This is a genomic window from Microbacterium sp. LWO14-1.2 (assembly GCF_038397715.1).
Lineage (GTDB): Bacteria > Actinomycetota > Actinomycetes > Actinomycetales > Microbacteriaceae > Microbacterium.
On sequence record NZ_CP151633.1, the window covers coordinates 351,799 to 365,240 of the forward strand.

11 protein-coding genes are annotated in these 13,442 nt (G+C 69.9%); 1 reads left to right on the forward strand and 10 read right to left on the reverse strand.

All coding sequences use genetic code 11. From position 1 onward, the window contains the following. Nucleotides 1-9 precede the first annotated feature (9 nt). The 7 genes from MRBLWO14_RS01840 to MRBLWO14_RS01870 form a co-directional block, all read right to left on the reverse strand. Nucleotides 10-1,038 (reverse strand): ATP-dependent 6-phosphofructokinase, encoded by a 1,029-nt coding sequence (locus tag MRBLWO14_RS01840; protein ID WP_096714963.1) that lies wholly within the window; start codon nt 1,036-1,038, stop codon nt 10-12. A gap of 214 nt (nt 1,039-1,252) precedes the next feature. Continuing rightward, the gene (locus MRBLWO14_RS01845) at nt 1,253-3,397 is read right to left on the reverse strand and encodes a DEAD/DEAH box helicase (RefSeq protein ID WP_341934787.1); all 2,145 of its coding nucleotides are present in this window, start codon (nt 3,395-3,397) and stop codon (nt 1,253-1,255) included. A gap of 222 nt (nt 3,398-3,619) precedes the next feature. Then, on the reverse strand, nt 3,620-4,573 hold the full coding sequence (locus tag MRBLWO14_RS01850) for a bifunctional riboflavin kinase/FAD synthetase (RefSeq protein ID WP_341934788.1): 954 nt from the start codon (nt 4,571-4,573) through the stop codon (nt 3,620-3,622). Next, nucleotides 4,570-5,016: a hypothetical protein gene (locus tag MRBLWO14_RS01855; RefSeq protein ID WP_341934789.1), complete on the reverse strand. Its 447-nt coding sequence runs from the start codon at nt 5,014-5,016 to the stop codon at nt 4,570-4,572. The genes MRBLWO14_RS01850 and MRBLWO14_RS01855 overlap by 4 nt, the downstream gene beginning before the upstream one ends. A 55-nt stretch (nt 5,017-5,071) precedes the next feature. Further along, a complete protein-coding gene (locus tag MRBLWO14_RS01860) occupies nt 5,072-5,440 on the reverse strand; it encodes a hypothetical protein (RefSeq protein WP_341934790.1) in 369 nt (122 codons plus the stop codon). Beyond that, on the reverse strand, nt 5,437-6,330 hold the full coding sequence (truB, locus tag MRBLWO14_RS01865; protein ID WP_341934791.1) for a tRNA pseudouridine(55) synthase TruB: 894 nt from the start codon (nt 6,328-6,330) through the stop codon (nt 5,437-5,439). Before truB ends, MRBLWO14_RS01860 begins: the two co-directional genes overlap by 4 nt. A gap of 27 nt (nt 6,331-6,357) precedes the next feature. Continuing rightward, nucleotides 6,358-7,005 carry a hypothetical protein gene (locus MRBLWO14_RS01870; protein ID WP_341934792.1) on the reverse strand — a complete coding sequence of 216 codons (648 nt, stop codon included), beginning with the start codon at nt 7,003-7,005 and terminating at the stop codon, nt 6,358-6,360. A gap of 70 nt (nt 7,006-7,075) precedes the next feature. Between MRBLWO14_RS01870 and MRBLWO14_RS01875 the strand changes: the two genes are divergently transcribed. Beyond that, nucleotides 7,076-7,948: an A/G-specific adenine glycosylase gene (locus MRBLWO14_RS01875; protein ID WP_341936141.1), complete on the forward strand. Its 873-nt coding sequence runs from the start codon at nt 7,076-7,078 to the stop codon at nt 7,946-7,948. Nucleotides 7,949-7,964: 16 nt separating this feature from the next. Here MRBLWO14_RS01875 and MRBLWO14_RS01880 read toward each other — a convergent pair whose 3' ends face one another. From MRBLWO14_RS01880 to infB, 3 genes are all read right to left on the reverse strand, one after another. After that, nucleotides 7,965-10,058: a helix-turn-helix transcriptional regulator gene (locus MRBLWO14_RS01880; protein WP_341934793.1), complete on the reverse strand. Its 2,094-nt coding sequence runs from the start codon at nt 10,056-10,058 to the stop codon at nt 7,965-7,967. A 116-nt stretch (nt 10,059-10,174) separates the two neighbouring features. After that, complete coding sequence (gene rbfA, locus MRBLWO14_RS01885) at nt 10,175-10,606, reverse strand: 30S ribosome-binding factor RbfA (protein ID WP_341934794.1); 432 nt, start codon at nt 10,604-10,606, stop codon at nt 10,175-10,177. 75 nt (nt 10,607-10,681) lie between these two features. Further along, nucleotides 10,682-13,411 (reverse strand): translation initiation factor IF-2, encoded by a 2,730-nt coding sequence (gene infB, locus MRBLWO14_RS01890; protein ID WP_341934795.1) that lies wholly within the window; start codon nt 13,409-13,411, stop codon nt 10,682-10,684. Nucleotides 13,412-13,442 lie beyond the last annotated feature (31 nt).

The window sequence follows — 13,442 nt, forward strand, 5'->3', positions numbered from 1 at the left end:
AACGACGGCTCAGCCGAAGAGCGCTGCGGCCTCGTCGTAGCGGCTGCGCGGAACCGTGTTGAGTTCGCCGAGCGCTTCGGCGAAAGGCACGCGGACGATGTCGGTGCCCTGCATGGCGACCATCTGACCCCAGGCTCCGTCGACGATCGCGTCGGCGGCGTGCAGGCCGAGGCGCGTCGCGAGCACGCGGTCGAAGGCCGACGGCGAACCGCCGCGCTGGATGTGACCGAGGATCGTCGCACGTGTCTCGATGCCGGTGATCCGCTCGATCTCCGGCGCCAGCTGGTCGCCGATGCCTCCGAGGCGAGGACGGTTGAAGGCGTCGAGGCCTTTGTCGCTGTAGGCCTCGTCCATGCCCTGCAGCTTGAACCCCTCGGAGACGACGACGAGCGGAGCGCGTCCGCGGTCGTGTGCGCTCGTGACGAGGGCGGTGATCTCCTCGAGGGTCTGCGGCACCTCCGGGATGAGGATCGCGTGCGCGCCCGCCGCCATGCCGGCGTGCAGGGCGATCCACCCGACGTGCCGCCCCATGACCTCGGCGACCATGCAGCGCTGATGCGAGTCGCCGGTCGTGCGGAGGCGGTCCATCGCATCCGTGGCGATGTTGACGGCGGTGTCGAAGCCGAACGAGTAGTCGGTGGCTCGCAGGTCGTTGTCGATCGTCTTCGGCACGCCGATGACGTTGATGCCGTCCTTCGCGAGACGGTCGGCCGCAGCGAGGGTCCCCTCGCCGCCGATCGCGATGATGCCGTCGATCTTGTGGCCGTAGAGCGTCTTGGCGATGTTCTCGGCGCCGCCGCGCTCGCCCTCGTACGGGTTCGTCCGGCTGGTGCCGAGGATCGTGCCGCCGACCTTCGAGAGACCCTTCACCTCGTGACGGGTGAGCGGGAAGAAGTCCCCGTCGACCACGCCGCGCCAGCCGTCGCGGATGCCGACGAACTCGAGGTCGTAGGTGGTGGTGCCCTTGAGCACGATGCCGCGGATGACCGCGTTGAGTCCGGGGCAGTCGCCGCCGCTCGTCAGGATGCCGATCTTCATGCTTGCCTCAGACGGGTTCGGGAAAGGGGGAAAAGGCGACGCTGCCTGCGATCGACACTAGCGGCACCGGGCGACCGCGCGCCATTCCGACCGCCGAAAACCGGAGATCTTGCCGCCGAATCGAGACGATTCGCGAGATGTTCGCCGATCACCCTCCGGAGACGAGAAATCGGCGTCAAGAATCGTGATTCTTGATGCCGATTCCGACCCGCCGTCAGGCTCCGCCGAGCGCCTGACGCAGCAGATGCATGAGGGCCCCGAGCTGCACGGGCTCCGCTGCGGCCTCGTCGGTCGCCTCGCCGTCGAGCGCGCGAGCCGCGAGCCCCTGCTTCTGGTCGATGAGCTCGGCGATCTTCGTGTCGACGGTGTGCGCGGCGATGATGCGCCATGCCGTGACCGGCTCGCCCTGACCGATGCGGTGCACACGGTCGATGGCCTGCGTCTGCTCGGCGGCCGTCCACGACAGCTCGGCGAGCACGACGTTCGAGGCCGCCTGCAGGTTCAGACCGACACCGGCGGCCGTGAGCGAGCAGACGGCGATACCCACCTCGGGGTCGCCGTTGAAGTCATCGATCGCCTGCTGACGCGTGGTCGTGGTCTGGTCGCCGCGGATCGACACCGAGCGGATCCCGGCTGCGGCGAAGTGCGCCTCGGCCTGGTCCATGACGTCGATGTGCTTGGCGAAGAAGACGACCTTGCCGACCGACCGCTGCAGCTGAGCGGCGTAGTCGGCGGCGAGCTGCGCCTTGGCCTGACCGATGCGCCGCACCATGGTGAAGACGTTGTCACCGCCCGTACCGGCGGCTTTCGACTCCTCCAGCTCGTTCTGCGCGACGAGACGCACGATGTCGTCGTCGATCTCGCCGGGTGCGAGACCGCGGTCGCCGCGCGCCTCGATGATGCGCCGATAGCGGGCGGCGAGCCGCTCCCCCAGTTCGCGCTCGGCCTGGCGGATGCTGCGCCCGAACTCGTCGTCGAGCTGCACCGGCAGATCGGCGATGAGCTTGTCCGGCAGGTCGGCGGCGACGTCCTTCTTCTTGCGCCGGACGATGCCCATCGAGATCACGGCATCGCGCGCCTCCGGGTAGAACGACTTGTCGGCCGGCGTCAGGCCGGTAGCGTCCAGCTTCTCCATCAGCTCGGGACCCGGCTTCTCGCCCGTGGTCCAGCCGAGGAACCGCCAGATGGCGTCGAAGTCCTCGACGTCGTTGATGAGCGGGGTGCCGGTCAGCGCGAGGAGCAGCGGCTTGCCACCGGGGGTCCGCTCCCGTACTCGCGATGCGAGCGACAGCACGTTCTGCGACCGCTGCGAGGAGAGGTTCTTGATGAAGTGCGCCTCGTCGACCACCATGCCGCGCAGGCCGATCGACGCGAGCCACGACATGTGCCGGTCGAGGATCTCGTAGTTGACGATGAACACGTCCGCGAAGGCGTCGATGTCGTCGCCGTCGCCCTGGATCACCGTGGCTCGACGCTGCGGCGTCCACCGCTCGACCTCGCGAGCCCAGTTCATCTTCACCACGTTCGGCACGACGACGAGCAGCGGATAGGCGCCGGCGACGGATGCCGCGAGCACCGACTGCGCGGTCTTGCCCAGGCCGGGCTCGTCGGCGAGCAGGAAGCTTCGGTGTCCGGCGCGCACCGCTTCGAGGAAGCGCGACTGGTGCACCATCACCTCGAGGCCCTTGGGCGAGAGGTGGTCGAACTCGGGCGCGGGCGGGAGTTCCATGCTGGCGGCCGATCCGCCGGCGCCCGTCTCGAACGCCTTGTACAGCGGGCCCATCAGCTCCCAGCCGTCGAGCCGGCGGCGCGGGGTCGTGGTCGCACGAGGCGTGAGGTCGGGGGCGAGGAACGGGTTAGCGAGCTGGCGCGCCTCGACCGACGGGGGCGTCACCTGGCGTTCCGCGATCGCGGCCGGGACGACGGGGACCTGGATCGGCGCGATATCCGCGATGATCAGCTCCTCGGGTGCCAGCTCGGCGCCCGACTCGAGCAGCCAGTCGCGGCGCATGCGCTTGGCGACGGGTGACGTCGCCTGATCCGCCTCAAGCAGCTGGATGAGGGAGGTGTCTCGCGCCGCCGTCTTCGCGAGGATCGTCGCCACGCCGTCGAGACGCTTGAGCAGCTCGGCGCGCGCGGCGTCGGTGATCTCGCCGTCGGCCTTGACGCGCGCGCGCTCTTCGCGGACCAGGAACGCGATGACCTGGAACTTCACCCGGTTCGTCGGGCCGAGCTTGCCTCGCTGCGACTTCGCCTCGATCTCGCGCACCTTGCGCGCGAGGATCGGGATGAGGGGTGCCTCATCGTCGCGTCGGGATGTCTTCTTGCGCCGCGGGGCGGCGGTTGCCGTGGTCGGCATGCTCCTCCTGAGCGTGAAGGCCGCTGCATCCTCGTGATGCGACAGCCGTTCTCGATGTCCGCGTGTGGCGTGAGCCAGGACCGTACGAACAGTGTTTCCGGTCGAGACCGATGCGCGAATGACGCGCGAGGATCGGTGACGACCGCGACCAGTCTATGCCATCGCGCCGTCTCGGCGCAGTGCGCGCCACGCGGAATGGGCCGCTCGGCGACCGCCGCTGATTCAGTGCAGGGTACGACCCAGCACCCGCTCGGCCTCGACGACGTCACCGGCCATCTGCTCCTTGAGCTTCTCGATGCCTTCGAAGGCGACCATCCCCCGCAGTCGCTCGACGAACTCCACGGTGACGTCGTGGCCGTAGAGGTCGAGGCCGGTCTCGCCGATCACGTGCGCCTCGACCTGGCGCCTCATCACGTCGTCGAACGTGGGGTTGGTGCCGACCGAGATCGCTGCACGATGGCGGATACCCGTGTCGTGATCGACGAGCCAGCCGGCGTAGACGCCGTCCGCGGGCACGAACGAGTCGACGGTCGCCGACAGGTTGGCGGTCGGATAACCGAGTTCACGGCCCCGCTTGAGACCGTGCACCACTTCGCCTCGGACGTCGACGTTGCGATCGAGCACGCGAGCCGCGGTCGTGACGTCGCCGGCGATCAGCAGCTCGCGGATCCAGGTCGACGACACCCGGCGCTCCGAGTCGTCGAGGTAGACGTCGTCGACGACCTCGACCGTGAAGCCGTACTGCGGCGCGAGCTCGCGCAGCAGGGCGGGGGTGCCCGCTCCCCCACGCCCGAAGCGGAAGTCCTCGCCGACCAGCACGGTCGAGACGTGGAGCGCTCCGACGAGGATGTCGGCGACGAAGTCCTCCGCCGTGAGCGCCGCGAGGTCCTCGTCGAAGGTCAGGACGAGCGTCGCGTCGAGGTCGAGCTCGGCGAGCAGTTCGAGCTTGCGCTCCACCGTGACGACGTTCTCAGGGCAGCGGTCGGGCCGCAGGACGGCCAGAGGGTTGCGATCGAAGGTCACGGCGACGGCATCCACGCCGGATGCGGCAGCCGCCTCTTTCAGACGGCGGATCACCGCGCGATGCCCCGCGTGCACGCCGTCGAACTTGCCGATCGCGACGGCCGAGGGGCCGAACCCCTGCGGCACGTCCCGGGGGTCGCGGAAGACGATCACGCGACCGCTCCGGTGGAGGCGGGCTCCGTCGCGACGGGTGCGGGTCGGTGCGTGCGGAGCCACCAGATGCCGAAGACCGGGAGGACCAGGGGGATGAACACGTACCCGCGTCCGAACATCGACCAGACGGTGTCGTGCGGGAACAGATCGGGCAGGAAGATGCTCAGCGCACCGACGACCAGCACTCCGGTCAGCTCGAACACGATGGCCACCCACGCGACCGTGTACCACCCGGGGCGGCGGGCGAAGATCAGCGCCAGGGTCGCGAGCACGTAGACCACCGCCGCGAGAGCCGAGAGGGCATAGGCCAGCGGTGCATCGTCGAACTGTCGGACGATCTGCACGAAGCTGCGGCCGGTCGCGGCCAGCGCCATGACGGCGTAGACGATCACGAGGACACGGCCGATGCCGGTCATGCGGGTGGAGGGGGCGGGGGTGCTCATAGCTCCCTCCATTCTAGGTGCGGACGTGCCGCCCCGGATGCTCGCGTGGCGCCGCTCAGGCCACCTGGATGGTCCAGATCGCGTACATGCGCCACACCATGATCGCGACGGCGAGGCCGGCCACGCCGAGGATCACGGTGCTCCAGCGACTGCGCTCCATCAGCGCCCACAGCACCGCCCCGATCGGGAGCAGCACCGCGGAGACCAGGTACACCCAGTACTCGAGCAGGTCGCCGGTCGGAGGGTTGCCGACGAACGGCGCGACGATCGCGACGACCACCTGCACGACGAGCAGCAGCTCGACCAGGGCGAGGCTGCCGACCGAGTAGTCGCTCGGCCGGCGACCGGCCAGACCGAGCGCCACGCAGAAGACGCCGGCCGCGGCGGCCACCACGACCTGGACGAGGGTCAACCACAGGATCATCGCGCCACCTCGGGCATGTTCATCTCGCTCTTGAGGTCCGCCCCGCGCGCGCTCACGATGCCGACGAGTTCGCCCTCCGCATCGATGGCGGCGGCGATGGGGGCGGTCAGGCGCGACGCCTGCCCGGCGAGGCGCTTGCCATGACGGAGGTCGCGGGCTTCGTCCGCCGAGACGGCGAGCGGTGTCAGGACTCGTGCGGCCGCGGCAGCCGGGGTGAGCGGAACCGCGTCGGCGAGATCGTCGATGCCCACGGCATCCTTCACGTCGAAGTCCCCGACCCTGGTTCGTCGCAGCGTCGTGAGGTGGCCGCCGACGCCCAGCGCCGCGCCGAGGTCGCGGGCGAGCGAGCGGATGTAGGTGCCGGACGAGCAGTCGACGACCACGTCCAGGTCGAGGAATCCGTCGCCGGTGCGACGGCGGATCTCGTCGAACCGCGACACGGTCACCTCGCGGGCTGCCAGCACCACGTCCTCGCCCGCGCGGACGCGGTCGTACGCACGCCGTCCGTCGACCTTGATGGCCGACACCGAGCTCGGCACCTGCGAGATGGTGCCCGTCAGAGCGGCGATGCCGTCTGCGAGCTGCGGATCCGCCAGCGCACTGACAGCGGCGGCATCCGCCTCGCTGAGCGCGTCTCCCTCCGCGTCGTCCGTCGTCGTCGTCGAGCCCAGCCGGATCGTCGCCTCATATGTCTTGTCGGCCCCGACGATGTACGTGAGCAGCCGGGTCGCCCCTTCGACGCCGATCACGAGCAGACCGGTCGCCATCGGGTCGAGCGTCCCGGCGTGGCCCACCTTGCGGGTGCCGAAAGCGCGGCGGACGCGCGCGACCACGTCGTGGCTGGTCAGCCCGGAGGGCTTGTCGACGAGAAGGATGCCGGGCGAGACCATCCCCCCAGCCTACGATGTGCGCTGTCGTCAGCCGCACACCTCGTAGGACGGCTCGGAGCGCGTGGTCACGACGAGGCTGGAGGCGACGTCGGTCCCTTCGCGGAACTCGAAGAACACGTGCGCTGGATCGGCTCCGGGCACCATGAGGAATGTGCTGTCGCCGATCTGTGCCGCGATCTCCTGTGCATCGGGGTACGCGGCGAGCACCTGGTCCTTCGACGCCCCGAGACCGACTCCCTCGGCCGTCATCGGGCTCTGGGTCGACTCTCCTGGATCGTTGCCGCCGGCGTTCACCGAGATCTCACTGATCGGCGCGGTGTCACTCTCGGTGCCACGCACGACGTACATCTGATACCCGGCTCCGGGCTCCTGCCACCAGGCCGTCCAGGAGCAGTTCGCCGGGTCGTTCTTCCACGTGTCCGGCAGCTCGGCCAATGTCGAAGCAAGGTCACCGCCGATCTCCACGGGACCGACGCCCTCGGCGCTGACGGTCCACGTCGCCGGGTCTTCTGGATCGGCCACGGGGGCCGTGAGCGTGGGCGAGGGAGACGGCGACGAGGCTTCGCTCGCAGCCGTCGACGGTGTCGATGACGGCGCTGGGTCGGGTGCGCACCCCGTCGCTGAGACGGCCAGCAGTGCGAACGTCAGGATGGCCGCTGCGGTCTTGGTGTTCATGTTCTCTCCGGTCGACAGATGTTGCGTGATCTAGGCTGTCGAGGTGTCCTCGACTCCGCGCTCCACCCCCATGGAGGCGCAGCCGTTGATCGAATGGTATCGAGAGTCGGCGCGCGACCTTCCCTGGCGACGCGCGGCCTTCCATGACGATTTCGGCGCCTGGGGGACGCTCGTGAGCGAGTTCATGCTCCAGCAGACGCCCGTGACCAGGGTGATCCCCCACCTCGATGCCTGGCTGACGAAGTGGCCCACCCCGCGCGCGCTCGCTGCGGCGACCCCGGCGGAGGTGCTGCAGCAGTGGTCGAACCTCGGCTATCCTCGCCGCGCGCTGTGGCTGCACCGAGCCGCGATCGAGATCACGGAGCGACACGACGGGGTGGTCCCCCGTGACGTCGCGGCCCTGCTCGGTCTGTCCGGCATCGGCGATTACACGGCTCGCGCCGTCGCGGTCTTCTCCTACGGCGACCGCCATCCCGTCGTCGACACCAACACCCGTCGCGTGATCGCCCGGGCGGTGCTGGGGCAGGCGCAACCCGGGTCCCCGTCCCGGCGCGATCTGGAGGCGATGGAGGCACTGCTGCCCGATTCGGACGTGGACGCTGCCGTGTTCAACGCCGCAGCCATGGAACTCGGCGCGACCGTGTGCGTCGCCCGGAACCCCCGATGCGAGCGGTGCCCCCTGCTGGGTTCCTGCGCGTGGGTCGCCGCCGGGCGCCCCGACACCGGCGACACGAGGCGCCGTCAGGCGGCCTTCGAGGGGTCCGACCGGCAGGCACGGGGAAGGATCCTGCGCGCGCTGCGCGACGCCGCACCCCACGGCGTCCCCCTGGCAGCGCTTCTGATCGACTGGCCGGATGCACAGCAACGCGATCGAGCGATCGACTCCCTCATCGGCGATGGTCTCGCCGAGGCCGACGGCGAGATGCTCTCCCTCCCCCGCTGACGCCGGGCCGCGATGTTCAGCCGTGACGGGCGCTGCGCAGAGCGAGCAGCATGAGCTCCACACGCGTGCGCACGCCGAGCTTCGTGAAGATCCGTCCGAGATGCACCTCGACCGTACGCACCGACACCGTGAACGTCGACGCGATCTCCCTGTTCGATGCGCCACCCACCACCGCCATGGCGAGCTCCAGCTCGCGACGCGTGAGGATGGGCTCCCACCTCCGGCGGATCGCCGCCACGGCATCGCCGAGCTCGTCGCCGCGCTCCACCGCCTGATCGAGCATCCGGAGCCGCTCTGCGACCTGCTTCGCCCACGCCAGCGCACCGCACTCCTCGAACAGCGCCAGCGCTGCGTGGAGATGACGCCTTCCTCCTCGTGCGTCGTCGTGGATGACGGCACGGAGTCCGAACGCCGCGGAGACGCGCGCGCGTTCGAACGGCGACCGGATGCCGCGTGCCTCCTCCTCCATCTGCGTGATCTCGGAAACCCAGATGTCCTGCGGAGTCGTCGACGCACGAAGGCGGAGCAGCCGCGCGAGCGCCATCTCCGGCGGTTCGACGTTCCGCCTCGGGATCGCGTCGACGTCGATGCCGACCGGGAGGACTTCGTCGACCCCTGGCACGGCCAGCACGCTCTCCGGGGATCCTCGATCGATCCAGAGCCGCAGAAAGGTCGTGGCCTCGTCGGCCCGACCCTCGAGATGCGCCTGCAGAGCCCGATCGACGAGCTGATCGATCCTCGAGGGTGACGGCAGTGCCGCCGTCAACGACAGGGCAACGGGGCCGAGCCTGCCCAGAACCGCGAGGTCCAATCGCCGAGCGAGCACGACGCCGAGGCCTGCGAAGGGGACGGCCATCGGCAGCGCGAGAGCCGCCGCAGTGAGACGCTCTCTGGCCGTGCGGATGTCTCCCTGCCAGGTCAGCAGCAGGGACTCGGCGACGGCCCGATGGGCCTCGATGAGCGGGCTCCTCTCGAAGCCCGCGATGAACGGGTCCTGTTCGTCGGCTCCCCGGTAGTCGCCGGCGGCGAGGAGGCGCAGACCGGCCTCGACATCTCCCCCGGCGGCAGCGCGCAGGGCTCCGTACACCAACCCCGTGAGAGGGCCGGATCCGGCTGCGTCGTCCGGCTCGCTCTCGCCGAGCAGCAGCCAGGTCATGGACACCACGGGATCGCGCAGCTCGCGTTCGGCACCGGCCTTGGAGGTCGCGAGACGCAGATCGTCGAGCCACTCCCGTGCCCCCGCACGATCGCCGCGCTCCGCGCACAGCCCCGCAGCGAAAGCGGCCGCCCTGGCATAGGCGTACCAGTCGGCGGGGTCGCCGGAATCCGGACGCAGCGAGGCCGGATCGAGAGCCGGCACCGCTCCACGCAGATGGGTCTCCGCAGCCAGCAGTCCCGCGACGCCGAGGAGCGCCGCGCTCTGCGACCCGTCACGGAACACCTCCGAGAGCCACGCGGCGGCGTCCGCGGCGTATCCGGCCCCCATCGCAGAGATCCCCGCGGTCAGCAGCGCCTGATCGCGCAGCGTCCCGCTCGAGTGCTCAGCCGCGAGCGACGCGAATCGCAGCGCACGCTCGGAGTCGTCGCCGTGATGGGACTGCCCGGCCGCGCGAAGCAGCTCGGCCGCTGCCTCGGCATCCTGGGCATCGGCGGCACAGGCACGGTGCCAGGCAGCCGCCGCCGCGTCTCCGCGCGCGGCGGACGATTCACTGAGCCGACGATGGGCAGCGGCGAGCTCGTCGGTGGAGCTGGTGCCGATGGCCCAGGCCGCCATCCGTTCGCCGAGTGGACGGCGCTGCTCCCCGCCGCCGCACGGAGCCGGCGGGCAGGGCGAGACCGCGCAGAGCGCGTGGTCCAGGAGCGTGCGCCTCTCCGTCGCGGTCGGTGCGACGCCGGCGAAGGGGGTGTCGAGCGCCGGAACGAGCGGCAGCGGCGAAGGAAGAGTCCTGAGACCGCGGCGCTGCGGGGAATCGAGGCGCGCTGCGACGTGCAGGACGGCTGCGCGGTCGCCGTCGAGTCGACGGTGGAGCGCGGCCACGACATGCGGGGCGCACGCCCGCTCCACGGCGAGGAGTTCGCCGAGTACGGCGATGACGCCCGAGGCTTCCACCTCCGGCTGCTCGCGCGCACCGTGCACCGCTTCCGTCCCCCCGGTCGAGACGAGCGTGTGCTCGTCAAGCCGACGGTAGCAACCGGTTTCCCGCTCTCAAGCGAGATGCTGATACATCACGAACGCGTGTCGTCGTCCTCGCGCACATAGGGGTCGGCGTCGCCCGCGTGCGATGCCGACGAGGCGAGCTTCGCCACCTCGGCGTCACGCTCCTGAGCCTCACGGAGCAGCGCGGAGATGTGGTCCGCGTTCTCCGGGAGAGCATCGGGGATGAACTCGAGGGTCGGCACCAGACGGGTGCTGAGCTGTCGTCCGACCTCGCTGCGCAGCATCCCCGTCGCCGACGTGAGTGCGGCACCGCTCGCGACGCGCTCCTCCTCGGTGCCCAGCACCGTGTAGAAGACCGAGGCGTGCTGCAGGTCTCCGCTCACACGCACGTCCGTGATCGTGACGAAGCCGAGGCGCGGGTCGCGCAGCCCCTTCTCCAGCCGCTCGGCGAGGATGACGCGGATGCGATCCGCGAGTCGGGCCTGTCGTTCACCAGCCATTGTGTTCCTTCTCCTCCTGGGAAGTCTTCGGGCGAGGATGCGTGACGCACCCTCGCCCGAAGATATCGAACCCGATCAGCCGCGAGGCTTCTCGACCATCTCGGTGGTCTCGATCTCGTCGCCGATCTGGATGTCGTTGTACTTGCCGAGGCCGATACCGGCCTCGTAGTCCGTACGCACCTCGGTGACGTCGTCCTTGAAGCGGCGCAGCGACTCGATGGCGAGACCATCGGCGATGACCACGCCGTCGCGGATGACGCGAGCCTTGGCGTTGCGCGTGATCGTTCCCGATCGCACGATGACACCGGCGATGTTGCCGAACTTCGAGGAGCGGAACACCTCGCGGATCTCGGCGACGCCCGACTGGACCTCTTCGTATTCCGGCTTGAGCATGCCCTTGAGCGAGCTCTCGATCTCATCGATCGCGTTGTAGATCACGGAGTAGAAGCGGATGTCCACGCCCTCGCGCTGAGCACGCTCGCGAGCCTTCGTGTCGGGGCGGACGTTGAAGCCCACGATGATCGCGTTGTCGATCGTCGCGAGGTTCACATCCGACTCGGTGATGGCGCCGACGCCGCGGTGGATGATCCGCAGCTGCACGGAGTCGTCGACCTCGATCTTGAGGAGCGATTCCTCCAGCGCCTCGACGGCACCGGACACATCGCCCTTGATGATGAGGTTGAGCGACTCGACCTTGCCCTCTTCGAGAGCGCGGGTGAAGTCCTCGAGCGAGATGCGCTTGCGGGCCTTGGCCAGCTGGGCGTTGCGCTCGACGGCCTCACGCTTCTCGGCGATCTGGCGGGCCATGCGGTCTTCCTCGGTGACGATGAAGACATCGCCTGCGCGGGGCACGGAGTTCAGACCCTGCACCTGCACCGGACGGGACGGGTAGGCCTCGAGGACCTGCTCGCCGTTCTCGTCGGCCATCGCCCGCACACGTCCGTACGCGGTACCGGCGACGATCGCGTCACCGACGCGGAGCGTTCCGGACTGGATGAGCACGGTGGCGACCGAACCCCGGCCCTTGTCGAGCTTCGCCTCGATGGCGACACCGCGAGCGGCCTTGTTCGGGTTGGCGGTCAGGTCGAGACCGGCGTCGGCCGTGAGCAGCACGGCGTCCAGGAGCTCCTGGATGCCGGTGCCCGCGCGAGCCGAGACGTCGACGAACATGACGTCGCCGCCGTACTCCTCGGCGACGAGGCCGTACTCGGTGAGCTGCTGGCGCACCTTGGCCGGGTTGGCCTCGGGCTTGTCGACCTTGTTCACCGCGACCACGATCGGCACGTTCGCCGCCTGGGCGTGGTTCAGCGCCTCCACCGTCTGCGGCATGATGCCGTCGTCGGCGGCGACCACGAGGATCGCGAGGTCGGTGACCTGCGCACCACGGGCACGCATGGCGGTGAACGCCTCGTGACCCGGGGTGTCGATGAAGGTGATCGCGCGCTCGATGCCCTCGTGCTCGGTCCACACCTGGTATGCACCGATGTGCTGGGTGATGCCACCGGCTTCGCCCTCGATGACGTTGGTCTGACGGATCGCGTCGAGCAGTCGGGTCTTACCGTGGTCGACGTGACCCATGACGGTGACGACCGGGGGACGGATCTCGAGGTCGTCCTCGCTCTCCGCCTCCAGCTCGGCTTCGAGGTCGAGACCGAAGCCCTCGAGGAGCTCCTTGTCCTCGTCCTCGGGCGAGACCATCTGGATCTTGTAGCCGAGCTCCTCGCCGAGCACCTCGAACGTCGCCTCGTCCAGCGACTCGGTGGCCGTGGCCATCTCGCCGAGGTTGAAGAGGATCGTCACGAGTGTGCCGGGCTGGACCGTGTAGCCGGTCAGCGTCTCGATCTTGTCGGCGAAGTCCGCGATGGACGCGCCGCGACGCATGCGGATGACCTCTCCGTTGCCGCGGGTGACGTTGACGCCACCGACGACCGGAGCACTCCGCATCTCGAACTCTTGCCGCTTCGCCCGCCGCGACTTGCGCTGCTTGCTCTTGCCGCCGCCCTTGCCGAAGGCACCGGCGGTACCACCGCCGGGACCACGGCCGCGACCGCCACCACCGGGACGACCGGCGAAGCCGCCGCCACCGGGACGTGCGCCGGGACCACCGGGGCCGCCTGCACCGCCGGGACGACCCGGGCCGCCCGGACGCTGCTGGAACGGAGCACCGGGACGACCGCCCTGACCGCCGCGGGGTGCGCCGGGACGCGGCGAACCGGGACGCGGGGCGCCGGGGCGGGGTGCGCCGGGGCGCGGGGCCTGCGGGCGCGGGATGTTGCCGGGCGTCGGACGCTGGCCCATGCCCTGCGCCGAGGCGAAGGGGTTGTTGCCCGGGCGAGGACCGGTGGGACGATGTCCCATGCCCTGCGCGGACGAGAACGGGTTGTTGCCGGGGCGGGGTGCGCCAGGCTTGGGCGCTCCGTCGGACGGCTTCGGTGCGGCAGGGCCGGGCTTCGCAGCCGGGGCAGGGGTCGCCGCAGGAGCGTCGGCCGGAGCCGCAGGTGCGGCGGCAGCAGGCGCTTCGGGAGCCGGAGCCGGCTTGGGGCCGGGCTTCGGGCCGGGGGTCGGCGCAGCGGACTTCGCTGCAGCCGGCTTGGCCGCGGGCTTGGCGGCGGGCGCCGCCTCGGCCGAGGGCTTCAGCGAGGGGTCGGCCTCGATCGCCGCGCGCAGCTTGCGCGCCACCGGCGGTTCGATGGTCGAAGAGGGGCTCTTGACGAACTCTCCGAGTTCCTTGAGCTTCGCAAGTGCGACCTTGCTGTCGACGCCGAATTCAGCGGCGATCTCATGTACGCGTGGTTTACCAGCCACAATTCTCCTGTCTGGGGTCGGTCTGCCCAGA